We start from the raw sequence: 23,379 nt of genomic DNA on the forward strand, positions 1-23,379 counted from the left end.
GTGAATGAATTGCTGGCAAAGGTCTTGGACGCACACGGTGGCGCGGACCGGTGGAGCGGATTTTCGAAGGTCGAAGCCACGATCGTCAGCGGCGGAGGTTTCTTCCCACTCAAAGGCGTTCCGCAAGATCCTGCTCCGCGCAGTATGACGGTCTGGCTACACGAGGAGCGCTCGTCGGTCTTTCCGTACGGAGCGCCCGATCAGCGCACCGTCTTCACTCCGGACAGAATCGCGATCGAGAAGCTGGACGGCAAGGTTGTTGCGGAGCGCCGGTCGCCCAAGGACTCTTTTGCCGGTCACCAGATGCACACGCATTGGGACCCGTTGCAGCGCGCCTATTTCAATGGCGAAGCGCTGTGGACCTACCTCACAACGCCGTTCCTGTTGGCTATGGACGGCGTCGAGGTCGAGGAGACCGAGCCGTGGCGCGAGGGGTCCGAGACTTGGCGCGTGCTGCGCGCGTATTTTCCCGGCGCGATCGAAACCCACAGCCTCATCCAGGATTTTTTCTTCGGCCCGGATTTCCTCCTGCGCCGGCACGACTACGCGGTGAACATCGCTGGGGGCTTTCCGGCAGCACAGCTCACCTCGGACTACGTCGTGGCAAACGGCATCCGCCTACCGACCAAGCGCCGCGCCTATACGCGCGGCCCCGACCGACGCCCAATATTGGAGATGCTGATGGTGTCGATCGACATCAGCGACTCAAAGTTCGAATAAACTCGTCGCCGAACCTCAAAGCGAATTGTAGCCCTTTAGGGCCGCGGGAACCCAGGGCTTGCGCCGGCCGTTGGGCTTTATCCTCAATAGCAGGCGTATTCACATGCCAGCATCCTTCAGGGTTTTCAGCCTGGCAGCGGCAACGCTTGTTGCCCTCCCATTGGCCATATCGACTCTGCCCGCTGCCACCGATCCCAAGAAACCCGACGCTCCGTCGGCCGCCAAGCAGGGCACGCCGGCGACCGTCGTCGACGATCGCGATGCCGGCGGCATTCTCGGCCGCAACGTGCGCAGCCCCACCGGCGAGGACATGGGCCGCATCGTCGACATCATCGTGAGCCGCAACGGCCAGGTGCGCGCCGCCATCATCGACTTCGGCGGATTCCTCGGCGTCGGCAGCCGCAAGATCGCCGTGGCGTGGAGCGCGCTGCGCTTTCCGTCCGCCGGCCAGCTCGACCCGGTCAACGTCGAGCTGACGCGTGACCAGGTTCGGCTCGCACCAGAGTTTCTCGAAGGGGAGCCGATCGTCGTGCTCGGCTCGCCCACTCCACCCAACGTAGCGGCTGCGCGCGGGGGTCCGTAGCCGCCGGTATGACAAGGCCGAACAATGGCCGCAGCGACTGTTGATTCGAGCAGCGCATCGGACGATGCGCCCCGGCGCTCGCGCGCGCATCCGAGCCGCCGGAGCCTGCGCGGCCTCGACTGGTTCATCTTTTGCCTGGCCGACGTGCAGGTCGGCTTCGGCGCCTTCGTCGCCCTCTACCTCACTACCCAGAAGTGGACGCAGATCGACATCGGCATGGTGTTGTCGGTGGCCGGTCTCACGGCGCTTGCCGGACAGCTTCCCGGCGGCGCGATCGTCGACGCTGCCTCGCGCATTCGCGTGCTGATCGCCGGCGCGGTGTGCGCCATAGCGGTGAGCGCGCTCGCCATCGGCACATTCCCGATTCTTCCAGTGGTGCTGGGGGCGGCGATCCTGCACGCGGGTGCGAGCTGCATCCTCGGTCCCGCCATCGCGGCGATATCGCTCGGCCTCGTCGGCTATGACCGGGTGAGCGAGCGACTGGGTCGCAACGCCAGCCTCGCGTCGATCGGCGCCGGCCTCGCGGCGGCGGGCATGGGGCTGTGCGGGTATCTCATCTCCAACCAGGCGGTGTTCTTCGTCACCGCGGCGCTGTGCATCCCGATGCTGTTCGCGCTGTCCCGCATCCGGCCCGAGGACCTCGACGTGGAGCGCGTGCACGGCGGCAGGGCGGCACCGCATCCGGGCGATCCGGCGGCCACGTTGCGCGACGTCTTACGCAACCAGGCGCTCGTCTTCTTCGCCTTCTGCATGGTGCTGTTCCATCTCGCCAACGCGGCGATGATGCCGACGCTCGCCAGCGTGATGACCATGCGCTCGAGCGATCACGCGACCATTCTGATCGGCGCCTGCATGGTGGTGCCGCAGCTCATCGTGGCGCTGTTCTCGCCCTGGGTCGGCCGTCAGGCGCGCGTCCGCGGCAACCGTGCCATGCTGCTCATCGGCTTCGCGGCGCTGCCGCTGCGCGGGTTCCTGTTTGCCATGGTGAGCGATCCCTACACGCTCGTCGCGGTGCAGCTGTTAGATGGCATCTCGGCGGCGGTGCTCGGCGTGATGGTCCCGCTGGTCATCGCCGACGCGTCACGCGGCACCGGTCACTTCAGCCTGGCGCAGGGGTTCGTCGGCAGCGCCATCGGTATCGGCGCGGCGCTCAGCACGACGTTTGCCGGCTACATGAGCGACAACTTCGGCCACGCCACGACCTTCCTCAGCCTCGCCGCCATCGCCGCGATGGGCTTCCTGTTCGTGTTCGCCAGCCAGATGCGCGGCTATCGCCGCGTTCCCGTCTAAGCCGATCAGGCCGCCGCGGACGGCACGGCGGCGGGGCGCTCGACCGCCGGCCGTGGCGAGCTCTCCGGCAGCTCGCACAGGCCGCCACCGAGGTAGAGGTGGTGCCAAAGCTGCGTCGACAGCACGCCGGTGAGGCCCATCTTGAGAAACACGTTGATCTTCGAGCCCTCGCCGCGGCTGATGGCTTCGTAATCGCGCAGAACGGTATCCGTGTCGAAGTAGCCGGTGCGATTGAGCGACTCGCGGCTCATGAGCCCGCGCACGTACTCCGGCGGATCGACGAAGAAGGATTCCGCCAGCGGCGCGCGGAACATGCCCTTCTTGCGGAAGGCGGCCTCCTTCGGCAACAGCCGGGCGGCGGCCTGGCGCAACAGATACTTGTCGCGGGTGAGGCCGCGCAGCTTCAACGAGGGATGCAGCTTCGACACGTAGTCGATGACGTCCTCGTCGAGGAACGGGTAGCGGGTCTCGACGCTGTTGGCCATGGCGACGCGGTCGCCCTTGTGGTTCAGCAGCAGGCCGGCGAGATGGATCTTGTAGCCGTAGTAGAGCGACTGGTTCAGCGGGCTCCAGCGGCGCACGCGCTCGGTCTCGATCGGCACGTCCTCGTAGGCGACGTAGTCGCCGAGGCGATCCTTCATGGCGGCGGAGAAGTAGCGGTCGCGCGACTGCGAAACGAGGTGATAGATGAGCGTCTGGGCGTGGGCGCGGCCCATCATCCCGTCGATGCGCTTCAGCTGCGCGTGGCTCATGTGCGGCGACATGCGCCGGCGGAACATGCGGTTCAACGTGTCGGACGCATTCGTGCCGCCGACGTCCATGAAGTAGCTGAGCTTGCGCAGCTTGAACCAGATGTAGCCGGCGAACGCCTCGTCCGAGCCTTCGCCGGTGAGCGCCACCTTGTAGCCCTGGTCGTGCACCTCCTGCGACAGGCGCCACAGCGCCGCGCACGACGTGTCGATCACCGGGCAGTCGGCGGAAGCGATGAGCTGCGGATAGGTGTTGGCGATGACGGTGCTGTCGGAGCGCAGGATGGTCGGCAGGCTGCCGATAGCACGCGCGGTGAACAGCGCGTCGGTAGTCTCGTCGAGGCCCTTGCCGGGCACCTGGATGGTGAAGCTCGGCACCGGCGAGCCGCGCAGCTTCGAGGCGGTGGCGAGGACGTAAGCGGAATCGACGCCGCCTGAGAGATAGCCGACGACCGGAACGTCGGCGCGCAGGCGGATTTCGACGGCGCGGCGGAAGCGCGCCTCGAACTCGTCGATCGCGGTTTCGATATTGCGCGGGTTCTCTTCGCTGCCGGCATCGGGGAAATCGAAGTCCCAGTAGCGGCGCTCGACGATCTCGGTGGCCTTGCCGTCGCGGCGGAAGGCGATCTTGAGATAGTGCCCGGGCAGCAGCGACTGCACGCCTTCGAACATCGTGCGGCGCGTGCCCATGGCGAAGAACGTGAAGAGCTGGTCGAGCCCGCGCGGATCGGCGGTGGCGGCAACGGCACCGGACGCGAGGATCGCCTTGATCTCGGAGCCGAAGAACATCCAGTCGCCCTGCCGGCTCCAATGCAGCGGGCAGATGCCGACGCGGTCGCGGGCGAGAAAGATGGTGCGCTTGGTGAAGTCAACTAGCGCGATGGCGAACTGGCCCTTCAAGTGCTCGAAGACACCTTCGCCGTATTCCTCGTAGAGGTGGACGATGATCTCGGTGTCGGTGTGCGTGCGGAAGACGTGGCCCTTGGCCTCGAGCTCCGCCTTGCGCTCGGGATAGTCGAACAGCTCGCCGTTGTAGACGACGGCGATGGTGCCATCCTCGTTGAAGATCGGCTGCGAGCCGTCGCCAAGGCCGATGATCGACAGGCGGCGGTTGGCGAAGCCGAAGCCGGGACGGACGAGGTAGCCGTCCGCGTCGGGGCCGCGGTGCCAGATCGCATCCGCCATCTTCTGCAGCATCCCCGCGTCGGGCTGCCGCTTACCGGTGAGGTCGATCAGTCCTGCGATGCCGCACATAGTTCCTCGTGTCGAAAGGCGCGTGGCGATTCGGCTCTAGGCCGTAGTCCACCTTGGCCGGGTAAATGGCTAGTTACGCAACGTCGCAAATGGCGCCGATCCGGCGATTCGTTGTCCGACCAACTTTATCATGGGCCGGCGGTCTGCAGGGAAAAGTCGCATCAAATGAGGCGCAGGGCCTTGAGGCTCGCATGTCCTTCACGCCCAACAATAATGTGGTCGTGAACGGCGATCCCCAGCGGGGCCGCGGTTGCGACGATTTGCTTCGTCATGTCGACGTCCGCGCGGGACGGCGTCGGGTCGCCCGAGGGGTGATTGTGGACGAGAATTATCGCGGTTGCAGATAACTCCAGCGCGCGCTTCACCACCTCGCGCACGTAGACGGGCGTGTGGTCGACGGTGCCCTGCTGCTGGACCTCGTCGGCGATGAGCCGATTGCGCTTGTCGAGGAACAGGATGCGGAACTGCTCGCGGTGCTCGTAGCTTTGCGCCGCGAATAGGTAGTCGAGCACTTGCTTCGAGGATGCGAGTGCCGGGCGCTGCACCAGCTCGGAGCGCATCATGCGCAGCGCTGCGGCGCGGACGAGCTTCAGCTCGGTGACGACGCTGTCGCCCACGCCGTCCACTTCCTTGAGGCGCGGGTCGGGTGCGTTGACCACCTCGGCGAAGCTGCCGAAGCGGGCGAGCAGGCGCTTGGCGATGCCCTTGGTGTCGCGCCGCGGCAGCGCCCGGAACAACACCAGCTCCAACAGCTCGTAGTCGGGCAACGCATCGGCGCCGCCCTTGCGGAAGCGCTCGCGCAGCCGCTGGCGATGCCCGCTGTGGTCCGGTAGCGGCGCTTCTAAAAAGGAGCCTTGCCTGTCAGCGCCAGCCTTGCCGTCGATCTCGTCGCGATCCGGCATGGCGCACGCCCAGCATCCCTAGTTCTGGAAGTGCGGGAAATCGATGCCGGCGGGCGAGTGGGTGAAGACCTCGACCCCGGTCTCGGTGACGCCCACGCTGTGCTCGAACTGCGCCGACAGCTCGCGGTCGCGGGTGACGGCGGTCCAGCCGTCGGGCAGCACCTTCACGTGGGGGCGCCCGAGGTTGATCATCGGCTCGATGGTGAAGAGCATGCCCGGCTCGAGCACGACGCCTTCGCCGACCTCGCCGTAGTGCAGGATGTTGGGGCGATCGTGGAACACGCGCCCCAGGCCGTGGCCGCAGAAGTCGCGCACGATCGAGCAGCGCTCGGCCTCGGCGTACGCCTGGATGGCGGCACCGATGTGCCCGGTGGTGTTGCCGGGGCGGACCTGGGCAATGCCGCGCTGCAGGGCCTCGTAGGTGACGGTGATCAGGCGTTCGGCGCGGCGCCCGATCGGCCCGACCGGATACATGCGGCTCGTGTCGCCGTGCCACCCGTCGACGATCAGCGTCACATCGATGTTGACGATGTCGCCCTCGCGCAGGGGTTTTGGCCCCGGAATGCCGTGGCAGACGACGTGGTTGATCGAGGTGCAGATGGCCTTGGGGAACCCGCGGTAGTTGAGCGGCGCCGGATAGGCTTTGTGGTCGAGGGCGAAGGCGAGGACGCGCTCGTCGAGCTCCTCGGTGGTGACGCCCGGCTTCACGTGCTCGGTCAGCATATCGAGCGCAGCGGCGGCGAGCTGGCCTGCCTTGCGCATGCCGGCAAAGGCCTCCGGGCCGTGACGCCTGACCTTCCCATCGCGGTCGGGTGCGCGACCGACTTCCACGTTCGACATTCGGCAGATCCTGACGGCCCCCAGCGGGCCGGCCCTCAAATGTAGTGCAAATTGCGGGGGGCGCAATAAACGAACGGCGCGCCGATGGCGCGCCGTGTCGGTAAACCAACTTGAAAGTAAGCCTTAGGCCTTCGCCTCTTCCTCGGCCGGAACCTCGGCAGCGGAGGCCTCAGTGATGAGCGTCTGTGCCTGACCGACCCAGTCGTCCTTCTCGATGCGACCGCCGAGCTGCAGCGTCTCGTCGAGGTTGGCGATGTCGTCGTCCGACAGGTTGGCGATCTGCTCGAGCTTGATGGCATTGAGCTGGCGCAGGCGGGCGGCGAGATCGGCGTCGATGCCCTTGATCTGCGTCAGATCATCCGGCTCGCCCTTCTGCTTCTTGAAGCCCTTCCAGGCGGCGTTAAGGCGGCGGGCGCGAGCATCCGAACGCTCGGCGATGCGCGCCGACTTACCGCGGCGGCCACGCAGATAGTAGAGCTTGGCGCGGCGAACCTTGCCGCGACGGATGACCTCGATCTCGGCGATGTAGGGAGAGTAGACCGGGAAGACGCGCTCGACGCCCTCGCCGTAGGAGATCTTGCGGACCGTGAAGTTCTCGTTGATGCCGGCGCCGGAGCGGCCGATCACGACGCCCTCGTAGGCCTGGGTGCGGACGTTGTCGCCCTCGATCACCTTCACCATGACCTTGACGGTGTCGCCGGGGCCGAACTCGGGCACGCCGCGCTTCGCCGTGACGGCGCTCATCTGCTCGCGCTCGATCTCTTGGATAACGTTCATGGAGCACCTAAACCGTAGAAATAGGCCATCGAGGCACGGCGACAGGCCGGCACCCCTAAACGGCAAGCCTTGGGGAATTTGCCCGGGTCATAGCCCAAACATACTGGCTTGTCGATATGGTCCTTGCGGCGACAGAAATTTCAGCACCCACCGATTGCGGAGGACACATGCCGTACGCGCGCCCGGCCCTGTTTCTGGCCATCTTAACTGCGGCCATCGGTCTTGGCGAACTCGTCTACTTCAGCGCCGGATACCTGCCCCGCCAGTGGCTGCCGATCATCCTCTGGGCGGCCGTGCCGGCGCTGCTCTTCTATTGGCTGGCCAGCCGCTTCGTGCGCTCGGTCGCTGCCGCGCGGATCGTTTGCACGGCTCTGGGGCTGGCCCTGGCGATCGGCGCCTACGGCGCATGGGACGTCACGTTAGGGCCGGGGAGAAACGAGAGCCTCAGCGGCCTGATCTTGCTCGGCGTGCCGGTCTATCAGAATGCGCTGTTTCTGGCCGGGCTACTCATTGCCTGGATCGTCGAGCGGCGCTTCAAGTCGGCCGCCGTCTAGGCAGCCGCGCCGCGAGATCCGGGCGGCGTTCGGCGGTGACGCGCTCCGCTTCCGCGTGCCGCCACTCGGCGATCTTCTTGTGGTCGCCGGAGAGAAGCACGTCGGGAATTGTGCGGCCCTCCCACTCGCGCGGCTTCGTATACTGCGGATACTCGAGGAGCCCGCCCTCGAAGCTTTCCTCGCTCAGCGAGCCTTCAGCGCCGATCACGCCGGGCAAAAGGCGCACGCACGCGTCGATGAGCACCATGGCGGCAAGCTCGCCGCCCGACAGCACGTAGTCGCCGATCGAGACTTCGCGGATCTGCCGGGCGGCGAGCACGCGCTCGTCGACGCCCTCGAAGCGCCCGGCGAGCAACAGCACGCCCGGACCGGCGATGAGTTCGCGCGCCAGCGCCTGAGTGAGCGGCTCGCCGCGCGGCGAAAGGTAGATCAGCGGCGCGTCGGGTTCGGCGCCGCGCGCATGATCGATGGCGGCGGCAAGCACGTCGGCGCGCATCACCATGCCGGCGCCACCGCCGGCCGGGGTGTCGTCGACGGCGCGATGGCGGCCGAGGCCGAACTCGCGGATCGGCACGGTCGTGAGCGACCACACACCGGCTTCCAGCGCCTGGCCCGACAGCGAGATGCCGAGCGGCCCCGGAAACATCTCCGGAAACAGCGTCAGCACCGTTGCCCGCCACGGCGGGCGCTCACCTTTGCTTGGGAAGTGCGGCATGGGCAGACCTTACACCGGGTGCGGCCGCGCCGCTTGCCGTCAGACGCCTTCGACGACGACCATGTGCAGCGTACCGGCGCCCTGGCGCAGCTTCTTGGCCTCGGCGTATTCGGAGGAACTGGCGTAGCCGAGCGCGTTGTCGAAGCTGTCGAACTCGATGACGACGTTGCGGGGCAGGCCATCGCCCTCGACGATCTTCGCCTGACCACCGCCGACGATGCGGCGGCCACCGAATTTCTCGAGCGCGATTTTCGACTTCGCCACGTACTCCGCCCACTTCTCCGGGTTGGTCACCTCGGCGCGAACGATCACGTATCCTTTGGGCATGTCGGCACTCCTCCCGTCGTTTCTAGCACTCGGCGTCAGCCGGGCAGCTCCGCTTCGCGGATGTGGTTGACAAAGGTTTCGGCGGCGAGCTTCGGGTCGTCCGCCTGGGTGATCGGGCGGCCAACGACGATGCAATCGGCGCCTGACGCAATGGCGTTGTCCGGCGTGGTGATCCGCTCCTGGTCGTCGGTGGAGCTGCCGGTCAGGCGGATACCGGGAGTGACGATGAGGAAGCCCGGGCCGATGGTGTCGCGGATGCGCCGGGCCTCCTGCCCCGAGGCGATCACGCCATCGACGCCGGATTCGCGCGCGAGCTTGGCGCGATGCAAAACCAGGTCGGCGGGCGCGAGCGTGGATCCCTGCTGCTTCAGGTCATCGCCCGTGAGGTTGGTCAGCACGGTGACGGCGAGCAGCTTCAGCTTGCTCGAGCCGCGGCCGGCGACCGCGGCGCGCATGGTCTTGAGGTCGTGGCCGTGCACGGTGAGGACGTCGACGCCGATCTCGGTGACGTTGGCGACGGCGCGCTCGACGGTGGTGCCGATGTCGAGAAGCTTCATGTCGAGGAAGACCTTCTTGCCGTCGCTTTTCAGCGAGCGGGCGAGGTCGAGGCCGCCGGCGAACAGAAGCTCCAGCCCGACCTTGTAGAAGCTGACCGTGTCGCCGAGGCGCACGACGAGCCGCTGCGCTTCCTCGACGGTCGGCATGTCGAGGGCGACGATCAGGCGATCTTTGGCGGTCCGGGAGGTCATGATGGCAAGCGTGCTGGAGCTATCCGGCCGCTAGCCATGCAGCACATGCGCGGCGCGCGCAAGCTTCTGGATCAGGGCCTTGAAGGCTTCCTGGCTGTCCTTGTTCTTGAGATGCCCATCCTCGCCGTACGCCTCCTTGGCACGCGGTACGGCGAACTGGTCGGGGAGGACAAGGGCGCCAAGACCAAGCTCCAGTACCTGGCGCACGGTGGTCAGGCTGCGCAGTCCGCCCATGCCGCCGTTCGACGAAGAGCCGAGCGCGAAGACGCGCGTCTTGTAGACCTCGAAGCCACTGGGGCCCGGCTCGCGCACGTGGCTCACCCAGTCGAGCGTGTTTTTCAGCAGCGGCGTGATGGAGGCGTTGTACTCGGGGCTGGCGATGAAGATGCCGCTGTGTGCGGCCATGAGCTCTTTGAACTTGTGGGCGTTTTCGGGCTGGCCCTCGGCGGCTTCGAGGTCGGCGTTATAGATCGGCATCGGGTAGTCGCCGAGGTCGGCGAAGGTAGAGGGAATGCCGTTGGCGTCGGCGATCATGCTGCCGAGCCGCGCCAGTTGCTTGTTGAACGAGCCGGCGCGCGCCGAGCCGGCAAAGAAGAGAAGCCTTACCGAGCTCGTCATCGTTCCCGCCCTAGCTGCCCTTGCCCTCGAAGAAGTCTTTGACGCGCGCGAAGAATCCGGCGCTCTCCGGGCTCGTCTCCTTGTGGCTCTCGCTCTCGAATTCCTCCAGCAGCTCGCGCTGGCGCTTGGTCAGGCTCTTCGGCGTCTCGACCTCGACCTGGATGTACATGTCGCCGTTCACCTTGGAGCGCAGCACCGGCATGCCCTTGCCCTTCAGGCGGAACTGTTTGCCGCTTTCCGAGCCCTCCGGGATCTTGATGCGCGTTGCGCCGCCTTCGACGGTCGGCACCTCGATCTGGCCGCCGAGCGCCGCGGTGGTCATGGCGATCGGCACCTTGCAGAAGATGTCGGCGCCGTCGCGCTGGAAGAACTCGTGCGGCTTGATCGACAGGAAGATGTAGAGGTCGCCGGCGGGACCGCCGCGCAGGCCGGCCTCGCCCTCACCCGCCAGCCTGATGCGCGTGCCGTCTTCCACCCCAGGCGGAATGTTGACGGAAAGCGTGCGCTCCTTGGTGACGCGGCCGGCGCCGTGGCACGTCTGGCAAGGGTCTTCGATAGTTTCGCCGCGGCCCTGACAACTCGGACAGGTGCGCTCGATAGTGAAGAAGCCCTGGCTGGCGCGCACTTTGCCATGACCGGCGCAGGTCGGGCAGGTGACCGGCTTGGTGCCGGTGCGGGCGCCGGAGCCGGAGCATGTTTCACAGGAAACCGAGGTCGGCACGCGGATCTGGGCGGTCTTGCCGACGTAGGCGTCCGACAGGCTGATCTCGAGATTGTAGCGCAGGTCGGCGCCGCGCTCGCGCGCCGTGCGCGATCGAGCTCCGCCGCCTCGGCGCCCACCCATGAACTCGCCGAACAGGTCGTCGAAGATGTCCGACATGGACGAGGCGAAGTCCGGGCCGAAGCCGCGTCCGCCGCCGCCGTGCTCGAAGGCAGCATGTCCGAAGTGGTCGTAGGCCGCGCGCTTCTGCGGGTCCTTCAGGACCTCGTAGGCCTCGTTCAGCTCCTTGAATCGGACCTCGGCGTGCGTATCGCCGGGATTGCGGTCGGGGTGGAGTTCCTTGGCGAGCCGCCGATAGGCGGTCTTGAGCTCTTGCTCGCTCGCCCCCCGGGCAAGCCCGAGCGTCTCATAGTAGTCGCGCTTGGCCATGTTCAGCGCGGGTCCTTCGGTCTCGTGCACGATGCAACTACCCTGTCGTTGGGAGATAGCGATGTTTTCGGCGCGGGGGAAGGGCGAGCCGCTGTTGGGGATATGTGGAGCCTGCTGCGTGTGGCCGCAACCGGGGGTGGCCGGCGGCCGCGCCTAAAACAGAGCCCAGCCTTTCGGCCGGGCTCCAAACGGTTTCCAAGTTGGTCGAGAGGCGTCAGGCCGACTTCTTCTTGTCGTCCTTCACTTCCTCGAAGTCGGCGTCGACGACGTTGTCGTCGCCGGCCGTCTTCTCGCCGCCCTCGCCGGTGCCGGTGTCGCCACCCGTAGCGCCGGCGCCCTGCTGGCCGGCATAGATGGCTTCGCCGATCTTCATCGCCGCCTGGGCGAGGGTGGTCGTGGCCGTCTTGATACGCTCGACGTCATCGGAGCCGATGGCATCCTTGGCGTCGGCGATGGCCTTCTCCACGTCGGCCTTGGCCGCCGCGACCGCCGCGTTGCTCTCGTTTTCCTTGAGCTGCTTCTCGGTCGAGTGGACGAGCGCCTCGGCGTGGTTCCGCGCCTCGATCAGCTCGCGCTTCTGCTTGTCCTCGGCCGCGTGCGATTCCGCGTCCTTGACCATGCGCTCGACCTCGGCGTCCGACAAACCGCCGGAAGCCTGAATGCGCACCGACTGCTCCTTGCCGGTCGCTTTGTCCTTGGCGGACACGTGCACGATGCCGTTGGCGTCGATGTCGAACGTGACTTCGATCTGCGGCACGCCGCGCGGCGCCGGGGGAATGCCGACGAGGTCGAACTGACCCAGGAGCTTGTTGTCGGCCGCCAATTCGCGCTCGCCCTGGCTGACGCGGATGGTGACCGCGTTCTGGCTGTCCTCGGCGGTGGAGAAGGTCTGGCTCTTCTTGGTCGGGATCGTCGTGTTGCGCTCGATGAGGCGCGTGAACACGCCGCCCAGCGTCTCGATGCCGAGCGACAGCGGCGTCACGTCGAGCAACAGGACGTCCTTGACCTCGCCCTGCAGCACGCCGGCCTGAATGGCGGCGCCGACGGCGACGACCTCATCCGGGTTGACGCCCTTGTGCGGCTCCTTGCCGAACACCTGCTTCACGACCTCCTGCACCTTCGGCATGCGGGTCATGCCGCCGACGAGCACGACCTCGTCGATGTCCGCGGCCTTGAGGCCGGCGTCCTTGATGGCCTTCTCGCAGGGGCCTTTGGTGCGGGCGATGAGATCGTCGACGAGGCTCTCCAGCTTGGCGCGGGTGAGCTTCATCGTCAGATGCTTCGGACCCGAGGCATCGGCGGTGATGAACGGCAGGTTGATCTCGGTCTGCGTGGCCGACGACAGCTCGATCTTCGCCTTCTCGGCGGCTTCCTTGAGGCGCTGCAGGGCGAGCTTGTCGCTGCGCAGGTCGATGCCCTGCTCCTTCTTGAACTCCTCGGCCAGGTAGCCGACGAGCTTCATGTCGAAGTCTTCGCCGCCGAGGAACGTGTCGCCGTTCGTCGACTTCACCTCGAAGACGCCGTCGCCGATCTCGAGGATCGAGATGTCGAAGGTGCCGCCGCCGAGGTCGTACACGGCGATGGTCTGCGACTCTTTCTTCTTGTCGAGGCCGTAGGCGAGCGCCGCTGCCGTCGGCTCGTTGATGATGCGCAGCACCTCGAGGCCGGCGATCTTGCCGGCGTCCTTGGTCGCCTGACGCTGGGCGTCGTTGAAGTAGGCGGGAACGGTGATGACCGCTTGCGTGATCTTCTCACCGAGCTTGGCTTCGGCCGTCTCCTTCATCTTCTGCAGGATGAAGGCGGAGATCTGCTGCGGGGAATATTGCTTGCCGTGGGCTTCGACCCAGGCGTCGCCGCTGGGGCCTTTGACGATCTTGTAGGGGACGAGGTTCTTGTCCTTCTCGACCATTGGGTCGTCGTAGCGGCGGCCGATTAGTCGCTTGATGGCGAAGAAAGTGTTGAGGGGATTGGTGACCGCCTGGCGCTTGGCGGGCAGGCCGACCAGCTTCTCGTCGTCGGCGGTGAACGCTACGATCGACGGGGTCGTGTTCATACCCTCGGCGTTTTCCAGAACCCTCGGCTTGCCGCCCTCCATGACTGCCACGCATGAGTTCGTGGTGCCGAGGTCGATGCCGATCACTTTAGCCATGTTGCCTATCCTCATCCTTTTGCGGCAGACCGCCCGGACCCGAGGTCTCGGCGTCCGATAAATCCAGTGGCGCGGGTGAGCGCGCCGAAGCGATCCCCTATGGAGCATTCAAACGGTAAACGCCGCTTATATAAGGTGGCTTTTCCGAGGCGCAACGGGCCAGCGGCAGGCCCGCGCATTCAATTTTCCCCATCGTTCGACGGACTTATTCACGGCATTCGCTGCCAATGCGACACGGGAGCGTACCGTATCACGCCGCGTCGTCGGAGGCTTTGGGGTCGGTTGCACCCTTATTCTCGGCGCCGCGCCGCTCGCCGCCTTTGGCGACGACGACCATTGCCGGACGCAGGACGCGGTCCTCCAGGATGTAGCCTGGGGCATACACCTGAACGACGGTTCCAGCTGCGACCTCGGGCTGCTCGACCTCGATCATCGCCTGGTGCTGGTGCGGATTGAACGGCTGTCCCTCGGGGTCGATGCGCTTGACGCCGTTGCGTTCCAGCACGTTCACGAACTCGCGTTCGGTCATCGACACGCCGTCGACGAGGGCTTTGAGGGCCGGATCGGCATCGGCGGCGCCGGGCGGCACGGCGGCCGTGGCGCGCTGCAAGTTGTCGCCCACGGCGAGAACCTCGCGGGCGAACTTGGAGATGGCGTACTTCGCCGTGTCTTCCTTGTCGCGCTCGGTGCGCTTGCGCAGGTTGTCCATCTCGGCATGCGCACGCAGCAGCCGGTCGGTCAGATCGGCGATGCGGCCCTCCAGAACGGCAACCGTGCCGGCGCTTTCGCCGTCACCGGCCTTCGCACCGGCGTCGCCGGCAGGGACTGCATCCTGTTCAGGCTTGGTGTTTTCGTCGGCCATGGTCTCTCCGCGGGGGTGGCGGATCAAAGGGATTGCGAGCCGGATATCAGGCTTAGCCGGCTAAAATCAAGTCAACAGTCGGCTAACGAGCTTCGCCGTGTAGTCGACCATGGGAATGATGCGGGCATAATTGATGCGCGTCGGGCCGATGACGCCCAGCACGCCGACCACCTTGCGGCGCTCGTCGTGGAAGGGCGCGACGATCAGCGAGGAGCCCGACAGGGAGAACAGCTTGTTCTCCGAGCCGATGAAAATGCGCACGCCATCGGCGCTTTCCGACAGACCGAGGAGCTGCACGAGGTCGCGCTTGCGCTCCAGGTCGTCGAACAGGTGGCGGATGCGCTCCAAGTCCTCCTGCGCGTTGAGGTCCTTCAGGAGGTTAGCCTGGCCGCGCACGATGAGGCTCTTGCGGTCGTCCAGCGACCCGGACCATTCGGCGAGCCCCGTCTGGATAACGCGCTTGGTCAGCTCGTCGAGCTCGGCGCGCGACGACTGCAGCTGCAGCTCGATGCGGGCACGCGCCTCGCCCATCGTCAGGCCGCGGATGTGGGCGTTGAGGTAGTTGGCCGCCTCCGCCAGCGCCGACGGCGGCAAACCCTGCGGAATGGAAATGATGCGGTTCTCGACCGTCTGGTCCTCGCCGACGAGCACGACTAGCGCCTTGCCCGGCTCGAGCAGCACGAACTCCATGTGCTTCAGCCGCGTCACCTGCTTGTCGGTGAGCACGACACCGGCGCAATGCGACAGGCCGGAGATCATCTCGCCCACCTCGCGCAGCACGTCGTCGACCGAGGTCGAATGCTTGCCGGTGATGTGCGCCTCGATCTGCCGGCGCTCCTTGCTCGTGAGATCGCCGACCTCGAGCAGGCCGTCGACGAACATGCGCAAGCCGAGCTGCGTCGGCAGCCGTCCAGCCGAGGTGTGGGGCGCGACGATCAGGCCGAGCTGCTCCAGATCCGACATGACGTTGCGGATCGACGCCGGCGACAGCGTCATCGGCAGCACCCGCGACAGATTGCGCGACCCCACCGGCTCGCCTGTCTCGAGATAAGACTCGACGATCTGCCTAAGAATGGTGCGGGAGCGGTCGCTGAGCTTGGTGAGTTCGCTTGCGCCTTCGGTCATCGCTTGGGGTATTTTCGACCTCGCCTGAAGTGCTCAAGAGTACGGATGTGGGACGGGCTTCGTCAAACCGGCTGGCGGTTTTGGTTGAAGCCTGCCAGCCCGCCGCGTAGGTTCGGCCCGAATTTGCCCAGCAACAACCCGGTTCGGCACGCTGCATGCGCCCTTCGAAACGCAATCCCGACGAGCTACGCCGCGTCTCCATCGAGCGCGCCGTTTCCAAGCACGCCGAGGGTTCCTGTCTTATTAAGTTCGGCGACACCCACGTCTTGTGCACGGCGAGCTTGGAGGAGCGGGTGCCCCCCTGGCTCAAGGGCCAGGCACGCGGCTGGGTCACGGCGGAATATGGGATGCTGCCACGCGCCACCAACGAGCGCATGCGCCGCGAGGTGACGGTCGGGCACGCTTCGGGGCGTACGCAGGAGATACAACGCTTGATCGGCCGCGCCCTGCGCGCGGTCGTCGACCTGCCGAAGCTCGGCGAGCGGCAGATCAGCATCGACTGCGACGTGATCCAGGCGGACGGCGGCACGCGCACGGCCGCGATCACCGGCGCCTGGGTGGCCCTGCACGACTGCATCCAGTGGATGAAGCTGCGCGACATGGTGAAGGACGACGTGCTGCGCGATCAGGTCGCCGCTGTGAGCTGCGGGCTCTACAAGGGCGCAGCCGTCCTCGATCTCGACTACGTGGAGGACTCTGGCGCCGAGGCCGACTCTAATTTCGTCATGACCGGGTCGGGCGGCATCGTCGAGGTGCAGGGTACGGCCGAGACCGTCGCCTTCAGCCAGGAGAGCTTCGACCAGCTCATGTCGCTTGCCAAGAAAGGCATCGGCGAGCTCGTCGCGCTGCAGAAGCTCACGGTGTCGTAGGAAAGCGATGCTGGCCGGACTCCTCGCGTTGACGGTTGCGGCGCTGTTCACCGGCGCGGCGTTCTATGTCGGGGCCGTAGAGCAGCCGGCGCGGATGCAGCTCGACGACAGGTCGCTGCTGCAGGAATGGAAGCCGAGCTACAAGGCCGGCTTTGTGATGCAGGCGTCCCTCGCCGTCGTCGGCTTCCTGCTCGGCGTGGTGCAATGGTGGTGGTCGGGCGAGCTGCTCTGGCTCATCGGCGCGCTGATCCTCATTGCCAACTGGCCGTTCACGCTCATCGCCATTCTGCCCACCAATAACGTGCTGATGGGCACGCCTCTGGATGCCGCGGGGCCGGCATCGCGGGCGCTGCTCGTCAAGTGGGCGCGCCTGCACGCGGTGCGCACGGCCCTCGGCGCGGCGGCGACCGCTGTGTTCTTGTGGGCAGCAGCATGACACCGGCCGGCATCCTTGAAACGGTGCTCTATGCGCGCGACCTGAGCGCCATCGAGGAGTTCTACCGCCGGGTGCTGGGGCTCGAACCCTTCGCCAAGGCCGAGGGCCGGCAGGTGTTCTACAAAGTCGGTGAGCAGACGCTGCTGATCTTCAATCCGCTGCTGACGACCAAGCCGCCGGCCGACGACGCGAAGCTCCCCGTGCCCCCGCATGGCGCCGACGGGGAAGGACACGTGTGCTTTCGCGCCTCCGCCGACGAGATCGACAAGTGGCGGGCGCACGTCGAGCAGCAGGGCGTGGCGATCGAAGCCGACTTCGAGTGGCCCGACGGTGGCCGCTCCATCTACTTCCGCGATCCGGCCGGCAATTGCCTGGAGTTCGCCGAGCCGCGCATCTGGGGCCTCAAATGACGCGGCGTTTGCAGCGCGGCGATCGCCTCGTCGTCGCCACGCACAATCCCGGCAAGGTCTGGGAGATCAACAAGCTGATCGAGCCGTATGGCCTGGCGGCGGTCTCTGCCGGCGAGCTCGGGCTGGATGAACCGGTCGAGACCGAGACGACGTTCGTCGGCAACGCCAAGCTCAAGGCACTGTTCGCGGCAAAGGGTTCAGGCCTGCCGTCACTGGCGGATGACAGCGGCATCGAGATCGACGCGCTCGACGGGGCGCCGGGCGTCTATACCGCCGACTGGGCGGGCCCAAAGCGCGATTTTTCGATCGCGATGCAGAAGGTGCACGACGAGCTGAAGGCCAAGCAGGACTGGAACGGGGAGCCGCTCCGCGCCAACTTCATCTCTGTCCTTTGCCTTGCGTGGCCGGACGGGGAAACCCAGCTTTTCGAGGGCAAAGTTTACGGTCATGTCGTTTGGCCGCCGCGCGGCGGCAACGGTTTCGGCTATGATCCGATCTTCGTCGCCGACGGGAAGGAGCAAACGTTCGGCGAAATGGAGCCGGCCAGCAAATATGCCATCTCGCACCGAACCCGCGCTTTCGACCATTTCAAGCGGGCCGTCCTCGATGCCAGCGAGTGACGCCGGCTTCGGCGTCTATGTGCACTGGCCGTTCTGCGCCCAGAAGTGTCCATACTGCGACTTCAACAGCCATGTCCGCTTCGGCGGCATCGACGAAGACCGCTTCCGCGCCGCGTTCCTGCGCGAGCTGGAGCACACGGCTGAGCGATTGGGCAAACGGCGCGTAGCCAGCATCTTCTTCGGCGGCGGCACGCCCTCGCTGATGCAGCCTGAGACGGTTGCGGCGATCCTCGACAAGATCGCGGCGCTGTGGAGCGTCGATCCTGGCGCGGAGATCACGCTCGAGGCCAATCCCGGTAGCGTCGAGGCCGGCCGCTTCCGCGGCTATCGCGCGGCGGGCGTCAACCGCGTGTCGCTCGGCGTGCAGTCGCTGCGCGACGACATCCTCAAATCGCTTGGCCGCATCCATTCGGTGGCCGAGGCGAAGGCGGCGATCGAGATTGCGCGCTCCACCTTCGACCGCTTCTCGTTCGACCTCATCTACGCGCGTCCCGGGCAGACGGTAGCGGCGTGGCGCGAGGAGCTGCGCGAGGCGCTCGCCATCGCCGGGCAGCACCTGTCGCTCTACCAGTTGACCATCGAGCCGGATACGCCGTTCGCGGCGCTGCATGCCGCGGGCAAGCTCGTCGTGCCGGAGGAGGATCTGGCGCTCGCGCTCTACGACGCGACGCAGGAGATGACCGCCGCGGCGGGGCTGCCGGCGTATGAAATCTCGAACCATGCGGCGTCCGACGAGGAGAGCGGCCATAACCTGCTCTATTGGCGCTATGGGGAGTACGCGGGCATCGGTCCCGGCGCGCATGGCCGCCTGCTGCTCGGCCGCGCGCGGCACGCGACCAGCACCGAGCGGAACCCGGAAGCCTGGGCGGGACGCGTCGAGACCCACGGGCACGGTATTATCGAGGAGACGCCGCTGGCGGCCGCCGAGGAGGCCGACGAGATGCTGCTCATGGGGCTGCGGCTCGGCGAGGGCGTCGATCTCGACCGGCTGGAGCGGGTGTGCGGCGCACGCCCCTCGGTGGCGGCGGTCGCAGAGCTGACACAGCGGGGGCTCATTGAGGCGATACCGGCCACCAGCCGCATCCGGGCGACGGGCAGCGGCCGCTTCATTCTCAACGAGATCGTGCTACGTCTCGCCATGAGCTTCACCAGGTCCCGTCTACCGCTGCGTCTTCCTCCCGCTGCCGAATAACGAGAGCCAATGCGAAAGCTGTACGACTGGATGATGCGCGCCGCTTCCGACAAGCGCGCACCGTACGCCCTCGGGACGGTCTCCTTCGTGGAGAGCTCGTTCTTCCCCATCCCGCCGGACGTGATGCTGATCCCGATGATCCTCAGCAACCGTGAGAAGGCGTGGTGGTATGCGGGCATCGCCACGGTGACGTCGGTGATCGGCGGGCTGTTCGGCTATGCCATCGGCTATTTCGCGTTCGAGGCCGTCGGCAAGCCCATCCTCGCCTTCTACGGCAAGGAGCACGCGCTCGATTCATTCATCCAGTTCGTGCACGAGTACGGCGTGCCGGCGATCATCATCAAAGGCGCGACGCCGATCCCCTTCAAGGTGGTGACCATCGCCGCCGGCGTGGCGCATATGGACCTGCTCGCCTTCATCGGCGCTTCCATCGTCGCCCGGGCCATGCGCTTCTACCTGGTGGCGGCGCTGCTCTATTTCTTCGGCCAGCCGATCCGCGAGTTCATCGAAAAGCGCCTGACGCTGGTCACCACGGTATCCGTGGTCGTCTTGGTGAGCGGGTTCGTCGCTGTTAAATACCTATTCTAGTCCGCGTAGCCGGTGCCCCGATGACCCTCACGAGCTCCGACCCGACCGTCCACTCCGCCTATCGCTACGGCGCGCTGGCGCTGCTGCTGGCGGCTGGGGCGATCGCCATCGCGCTGGGGTATCAGCACCTCGGCGGGCTGGAGCCGTGCGAGCTGTGCCTGAAGCAGCGCTACGCCTACTATGCCGGCGTGCCGCTGCTGTTCCTGGCGCTGGTGTCGCTCAGCGCCGGGCAGACGCGCGTCGCGGCGCTGCTGTTCGGGCTCGTCGCGCTCGGCTTCCTCGGCAACGCCGGGCTCGGCGTCTACCACGCTGGCGTCGAATGGAAGTTCTGGGAAGGTCCCACCGCCTGTTCGGGTGCGCAGCAGATCACCGCCAATGCCGGCAACATGCTCGATGCGCTGAAGCAGACGAACGTCGTGCGCTGCGACGACGCGGCGTGGCGCTTCATCGGACTTTCGTTCGCGGGGTGGAATGTCCTCGCATCGCTGTTCATCGCATTTCTCGGCGCACGCGCCGCCAGCGAAACCGTGCACCCGCGCTGATCGATTCGCGCGAAGCGAGCGCCGCAAGTTATCCACAGTATTATCGATTTTTCCGCAGCCGATTTTGTTCAGCAACTGTCAAGCGAAATACCGTTGGTCGGACACGGCGCCGCCATGCCGTGGTCAAAAAGTAACGGTCTATTCCACTCGTTCGCGGAACACGCAGTCAGGGTTCGCGTTCTGAGTGAAGAGCCAAAACGTAGCGTTTCTCAAGTACGCGTCTCCCGTCCAGCGTTGCGTTCCGCGTCATGTAACTTCGGGAACCCCGCATCCCGACACAGTTGCGTAAGTTGCGTCTCGTCGCGTTAGTCCCCCTTCAGTAGTGCGTTCGTAAGCGTTGCGTCCGTTGCGTCGTGTGGCGTCCGGTTGCGTATCGTTGCGTCCAGTTGCGTAGAGAATTGCGTCAGCCAACTCCCCCAATAGGCGCGCTCCCTTTCGAGCGTGCATTGCACGATAGAGGCAAACCGCTCGGAGACCGGTCCTGCGTACTTCCGAGCGGTTGCACCCCAAGTGAAGCGAGTGAGTAGCGTTGCGTAGCGTCAGTAGCGTCCGTTCTGTCAGTGAGGTGTGCCGTGGAATCTCAGTTGCATTCGTGGCGTTCGCTTTCGGAAGTTGTCGGTGAAGTACTCGTCGCTATCGGCAGTCCGTCGCCATCGACGGACATCCCCATAGCGTCGGCGTCGACAAGGTAAGTGCGCCGCGTAATCGTTTCGGGAGGGGAAGAGGGACCTTCCAACGAAATGGCAAGCATATGGAGCGTCGGAGACGCAGGCCTCCACGAGGCACCACGTGACATGGTCTCGCGTTGTGGTGCCACTGCGCTCTGTGTGCTTGCCAACCAATAAAAAGCCCCGCGCCGGGGCATCCAAGCGGCGCACAACGAGGAGGTGTCAAATGAGTTTCAACCACATCAATCCGCTGCAGTGGCATCAGGCAATGGGCGTCGCCCGCGCCTCGTGCGCGCGCTTCTTCCGTGACGGCGGCATGCCGGCCGACGCGCTGCTCGCCTTCGGGCTGAGCGCCGACGATCGGGTCGGACACGATTGGAGCCGCACGGTCGAGGCGATCGCGGAATCTCTGTGCGCGGCGCCGCTGAAACGCGCCGCCTAGAATAGCTTCACACGTCGCGTCCTTCCCCTGGCGACGAAGAAGAAGGCCCCGGCAACCTTTCTGTTAGTTCACGCCTGAGCGATTTCTGTCTTCCCGGAAGCTGCGAATGCAGTGAGCGGCTATCCGGGATCCAGCACAAAGTGCGGCGAAGCCTCACAATGCAGAGCTTCGCGCTTCTCTCCTGGGTCCCGGGTCTCGCTTGCTGCGCTCGCTTCGCCCGGGATGACAGTTCTATTCGCTTACGGCTCGAGCTCGGTATCCCAGTAGAGATAGTCGAGCCAGCTCTCGTGCAGATAGTTGGGCGGGAAGAGCCGCCCGTTGCGGTGCAACTCGAACACCGTCGGCCGATACGGCGACTGCGTCGGATGCATGCGGACCTCGTCCGGCATGAACCCGCCCTTCTCCAGATTGCACGGCGCGCAGGCGGCGACGACATTGTCCCACCGCGTCTGGCCGCCGCGCGAGCGCGGGATCAGGTGGTCGAACGTCAGATCGTCCTTGGAGCCGCAGTACTGGCAGGTGAAGCGGTCGCGCAGGAACACGTTGAAGCGCGTGAACGCCGGATAAAGCGCCGGTTTGACGTAGGTCTTGAGCGAGACAACGCTCGGCAGCTTCATCTCGAAGGACGGGCTGCGGACGAAGCGGTCGTATTCGGAGACGATGTTGACGCGATCGAGAAATACAGCCTTCACCGACTCCTGCCAGCTCCAGAGCGACAAAGGGTAGTAGCTCAGTGGCCGGAAGTCGGCGTTTAGGACCAATGCTGGAAAGCTGGCCGGAATGGCAGCGTGCGCATCCACGTTATTGGCGTCCTATCGGCTTCTCGTTAGCGAATCGTCCTCTCCCGCAAGTTCGGCCGGGATACTAGCGGCGCATATCAACTCTGTGAAGCACCCGAAGCGGGCCGTGGGTACGCTGTGGCCGGAGCACCTAAGGCCGTGCTGCGTCTGCATTTTTTTGGACCAGCAAGCTGCGGTCGACGACCTTGTAGTACGCCCACAGCAGATGGGCCGCGACCCCGCGCCACGGACGCCAGCGTTCGGCGATGGCGAAAAGCTCATCCCGCGAGGGGCGGTCATCGAGCGACATGGCGGCGCGCGCGGCGATCTGCAGGGCGAGGTCGCCCGCCGCGAATGCATCGGCACGCCCGAGGCAGAACAGCAGGTAGATGTCGGCCGTCCACGGCCCGATGCCCGGGAGCGCGGTGAGCGCGTCGTGCACCTTCGCGTCGGAGGCGGAGGCGAGCGCATCGAGATCGAGGCCGGCGGCGATCGCCTCGCTGAGTGCGCGCAGCGTCTTTACCTTGCCTTTCGACAGACCGGCGGCGCGCAGCTCGTCATCGCTCACGAGGAGGAAGGCGCGCGGCGTCATCGGCTGCACCGTGCGCTGCATGCGCCCCCAGATGGCCTGCGCGCTGGCGAGCGACAGCTGCTGGCCGACGACAATGCGCGCGAGACCTTCAAAGCCCGGCGTGTGCTGCCGCAGCGGCGGATCGCCCGCGTGATCGTGCACGAGCCGCAGGTGCGGACACGCGCGCCGCAAAGCACGGATGCCTTTGCGCATCGCGTCGTCGGACAGAATGATGTGCGCCGCTTGCGCGCGCTTGTGCATGGTTTACGCGGAACTCTTCTCTGACTTCGGCGTCAAATGTAGGATCATCAGCGCGCGTAAGCAAAGCAGCGGGCTTTGCACGTCGGTCGGAGTGCTGTGCGATGCTGCAGCGGTCACGGGCGGCAATTTCACTCTCGGTAGCGGTTCTAGCGGGGTTGCTCGCCGGCGGAATGGCGACGGCCGCGGAATGGCGGCAAGGCTGGGCCACCCTGCGCAACGAGCGCCACGGCTTCCTGATCGCCTACCCGAGCGAGATCTTTCAGCAAGAGAGCGAATCGCGCACCGACGAGGGCCGGGTGCTGCAATCGCGCGACGGCAAGGCGCAACTCCTGGTTGGCGCCTTCGCCAACGACGACTCGACGACGCTCGCCGAGTACCGCGACTTCCTCATGCAGGAGAACTACGCCGGCGCCGAGATCGACTACGCGCCGGTGCGCGGCAAGTGGTTCGTTCTGTCGGGGACGATGGGTGACCGTGAGTTCTACGAGCGGGTGAGCTTCACCTGCGACGGCAGGCTCATCAACAGCTGGGCGATGGTCTACCCGAAGGCGGAGCGCCGCCTCTACAATCGGGTGGTCGAAGCGGTGTCGCGCACGTACTCTCCGGGCGCCGGGCGGTCCGGCAACTGCGACTGAGC

27 protein-coding genes are annotated in these 23,379 nt (G+C 65.9%); 13 read left to right on the forward strand and 14 right to left on the reverse strand.

Annotated features, from left to right (window positions below):
- The 3 genes from GIW81_RS11990 to GIW81_RS12000 all read left to right on the forward strand — a co-directional run bounded on the left by GIW81_RS11990 (position 1) and on the right by GIW81_RS12000 (position 2,593).
- On the forward strand, positions 1-720 hold the full coding sequence (locus tag GIW81_RS11990; RefSeq protein ID WP_324614992.1) for a hypothetical protein: 720 nt from the start codon (positions 1-3) through the stop codon (positions 718-720).
- Between the two features lie 103 nt (positions 721-823).
- Entirely contained in the window at positions 824-1,303 is a 480-nt protein-coding gene (locus GIW81_RS11995) for a PRC-barrel domain-containing protein (protein WP_154739401.1), read from the forward strand.
- 24 nt (positions 1,304-1,327) lie between these two features.
- Positions 1,328-2,593 carry an MFS transporter gene (locus GIW81_RS12000; RefSeq protein WP_154739402.1) on the forward strand — a complete coding sequence of 422 codons (1,266 nt, stop codon included), beginning with the start codon at positions 1,328-1,330 and terminating at the stop codon, positions 2,591-2,593.
- A 5-nt stretch (positions 2,594-2,598) separates the two neighbouring features.
- On the opposite strand, the gene asnB is transcribed toward GIW81_RS12000, so the two are convergent.
- The 4 genes from asnB to rplS all read right to left on the reverse strand — a co-directional run bounded on the left by asnB (position 2,599) and on the right by rplS (position 7,115).
- Positions 2,599-4,596, reverse strand: coding sequence for an asparagine synthase (glutamine-hydrolyzing) (asnB, locus tag GIW81_RS12005; RefSeq protein ID WP_154739403.1), 1,998 nt, complete (start codon positions 4,594-4,596; stop codon positions 2,599-2,601).
- 161 nt (positions 4,597-4,757) lie between these two features.
- Positions 4,758-5,498 carry a RadC family protein gene (gene radC / locus GIW81_RS12010; protein WP_154739404.1) on the reverse strand — a complete coding sequence of 247 codons (741 nt, stop codon included), beginning with the start codon at positions 5,496-5,498 and terminating at the stop codon, positions 4,758-4,760.
- Between the two features lie 18 nt (positions 5,499-5,516).
- The gene (gene map / locus GIW81_RS12015) at positions 5,517-6,338 is read right to left on the reverse strand and encodes a type I methionyl aminopeptidase (RefSeq protein ID WP_154739405.1); all 822 of its coding nucleotides are present in this window, start codon (positions 6,336-6,338) and stop codon (positions 5,517-5,519) included.
- Positions 6,339-6,461: 123 nt separating this feature from the next.
- Positions 6,462-7,115, reverse strand: a complete 654-nt coding sequence (rplS, locus tag GIW81_RS12020) for a 50S ribosomal protein L19 (RefSeq protein ID WP_154739406.1) — start codon at positions 7,113-7,115, stop codon at positions 6,462-6,464.
- 167 nt (positions 7,116-7,282) lie between these two features.
- On the opposite strand from rplS, the gene GIW81_RS12025 reads away from it, so the two are divergent.
- Entirely contained in the window at positions 7,283-7,669 is a 387-nt protein-coding gene (locus GIW81_RS12025; RefSeq protein WP_154739407.1) for a hypothetical protein, read from the forward strand.
- On the opposite strand, the gene trmD is transcribed toward GIW81_RS12025, so the two are convergent.
- From trmD to hrcA, 8 genes are all read right to left on the reverse strand, one after another.
- Positions 7,650-8,384, reverse strand: coding sequence for a tRNA (guanosine(37)-N1)-methyltransferase TrmD (gene trmD / locus GIW81_RS12030; protein ID WP_154739408.1), 735 nt, complete (start codon positions 8,382-8,384; stop codon positions 7,650-7,652). The two genes, GIW81_RS12025 and trmD, sit on opposite strands and share 20 nt — an antisense overlap.
- A gap of 39 nt (positions 8,385-8,423) precedes the next feature.
- Positions 8,424-8,711, reverse strand: coding sequence for a DUF1330 domain-containing protein (locus tag GIW81_RS12035; protein ID WP_154739409.1), 288 nt, complete (start codon positions 8,709-8,711; stop codon positions 8,424-8,426).
- A gap of 35 nt (positions 8,712-8,746) precedes the next feature.
- Positions 8,747-9,460 (reverse strand): orotidine-5'-phosphate decarboxylase, encoded by a 714-nt coding sequence (pyrF, locus tag GIW81_RS12040; RefSeq protein WP_154739410.1) that lies wholly within the window; start codon positions 9,458-9,460, stop codon positions 8,747-8,749.
- Between the two features lie 30 nt (positions 9,461-9,490).
- Entirely contained in the window at positions 9,491-10,078 is a 588-nt protein-coding gene (locus tag GIW81_RS12045) for an NADPH-dependent FMN reductase (RefSeq protein WP_154739411.1), read from the reverse strand.
- A gap of 10 nt (positions 10,079-10,088) precedes the next feature.
- Complete coding sequence (dnaJ, locus tag GIW81_RS12050; RefSeq protein ID WP_154739669.1) at positions 10,089-11,228, reverse strand: molecular chaperone DnaJ; 1,140 nt, start codon at positions 11,226-11,228, stop codon at positions 10,089-10,091.
- A 214-nt stretch (positions 11,229-11,442) separates the two neighbouring features.
- On the reverse strand, positions 11,443-13,377 hold the full coding sequence (gene dnaK, locus GIW81_RS12055; protein WP_154739412.1) for a molecular chaperone DnaK: 1,935 nt from the start codon (positions 13,375-13,377) through the stop codon (positions 11,443-11,445).
- A 250-nt stretch (positions 13,378-13,627) separates the two neighbouring features.
- Positions 13,628-14,239 carry a nucleotide exchange factor GrpE gene (gene grpE / locus GIW81_RS12060; RefSeq protein ID WP_154739413.1) on the reverse strand — a complete coding sequence of 204 codons (612 nt, stop codon included), beginning with the start codon at positions 14,237-14,239 and terminating at the stop codon, positions 13,628-13,630.
- Between the two features lie 66 nt (positions 14,240-14,305).
- Entirely contained in the window at positions 14,306-15,364 is a 1,059-nt protein-coding gene (hrcA, locus tag GIW81_RS12065; protein ID WP_154739414.1) for a heat-inducible transcriptional repressor HrcA, read from the reverse strand.
- Between the two features lie 155 nt (positions 15,365-15,519).
- Here hrcA and rph point away from each other — a divergent pair, with 155 nt between their 5' ends.
- The 8 genes from rph to GIW81_RS12105 all read left to right on the forward strand — a co-directional run bounded on the left by rph (position 15,520) and on the right by GIW81_RS12105 (position 21,131).
- Positions 15,520-16,233: a ribonuclease PH gene (gene rph / locus GIW81_RS12070; RefSeq protein ID WP_154739415.1), complete on the forward strand. Its 714-nt coding sequence runs from the start codon at positions 15,520-15,522 to the stop codon at positions 16,231-16,233.
- Between the two features lie 7 nt (positions 16,234-16,240).
- A complete protein-coding gene (locus GIW81_RS12075; protein WP_154739416.1) occupies positions 16,241-16,669 on the forward strand; it encodes a DUF1772 domain-containing protein in 429 nt (142 codons plus the stop codon).
- The gene (locus tag GIW81_RS12080) at positions 16,666-17,079 is read left to right on the forward strand and encodes a VOC family protein (RefSeq protein WP_154739417.1); all 414 of its coding nucleotides are present in this window, start codon (positions 16,666-16,668) and stop codon (positions 17,077-17,079) included. Before GIW81_RS12075 ends, GIW81_RS12080 begins: the two co-directional genes overlap by 4 nt.
- On the forward strand, positions 17,076-17,699 hold the full coding sequence (gene rdgB, locus GIW81_RS12085; RefSeq protein WP_154739418.1) for an RdgB/HAM1 family non-canonical purine NTP pyrophosphatase: 624 nt from the start codon (positions 17,076-17,078) through the stop codon (positions 17,697-17,699). The genes GIW81_RS12080 and rdgB overlap by 4 nt, the downstream gene beginning before the upstream one ends.
- The gene (gene hemW / locus GIW81_RS12090) at positions 17,686-18,891 is read left to right on the forward strand and encodes a radical SAM family heme chaperone HemW (RefSeq protein ID WP_154739419.1); all 1,206 of its coding nucleotides are present in this window, start codon (positions 17,686-17,688) and stop codon (positions 18,889-18,891) included. Before rdgB ends, hemW begins: the two co-directional genes overlap by 14 nt.
- Positions 18,892-18,900: 9 nt before the next feature.
- A complete protein-coding gene (locus tag GIW81_RS12095) occupies positions 18,901-19,479 on the forward strand; it encodes a YqaA family protein (RefSeq protein ID WP_229309155.1) in 579 nt (192 codons plus the stop codon).
- A gap of 20 nt (positions 19,480-19,499) precedes the next feature.
- On the forward strand, positions 19,500-20,021 hold the full coding sequence (locus GIW81_RS12100; protein WP_154739420.1) for a disulfide bond formation protein B: 522 nt from the start codon (positions 19,500-19,502) through the stop codon (positions 20,019-20,021).
- Positions 20,022-20,915: 894 nt separating this feature from the next.
- A complete protein-coding gene (locus GIW81_RS12105; protein ID WP_154739421.1) occupies positions 20,916-21,131 on the forward strand; it encodes a hypothetical protein in 216 nt (71 codons plus the stop codon).
- A 239-nt stretch (positions 21,132-21,370) separates the two neighbouring features.
- Here GIW81_RS12105 and GIW81_RS12110 read toward each other — a convergent pair whose 3' ends face one another.
- Entirely contained in the window at positions 21,371-21,931 is a 561-nt protein-coding gene (locus tag GIW81_RS12110; RefSeq protein WP_324614993.1) for an HNH endonuclease, read from the reverse strand.
- Positions 21,932-22,061: 130 nt separating this feature from the next.
- The gene (locus tag GIW81_RS12115) at positions 22,062-22,742 is read right to left on the reverse strand and encodes a DNA-3-methyladenine glycosylase family protein (RefSeq protein ID WP_154739422.1); all 681 of its coding nucleotides are present in this window, start codon (positions 22,740-22,742) and stop codon (positions 22,062-22,064) included.
- A 101-nt stretch (positions 22,743-22,843) separates the two neighbouring features.
- Here GIW81_RS12115 and GIW81_RS12120 point away from each other — a divergent pair, with 101 nt between their 5' ends.
- Positions 22,844-23,377: a hypothetical protein gene (locus GIW81_RS12120; RefSeq protein ID WP_154739423.1), complete on the forward strand. Its 534-nt coding sequence runs from the start codon at positions 22,844-22,846 to the stop codon at positions 23,375-23,377.
- Positions 23,378-23,379: the final 2 nt, after the last annotated feature.

The sequence above is a fragment of the Hyphomicrobium album genome (assembly GCF_009708035.1).
In the GTDB taxonomy this organism is placed as follows: domain Bacteria; phylum Pseudomonadota; class Alphaproteobacteria; order Rhizobiales; family Hyphomicrobiaceae; genus Hyphomicrobium_A; species Hyphomicrobium_A album.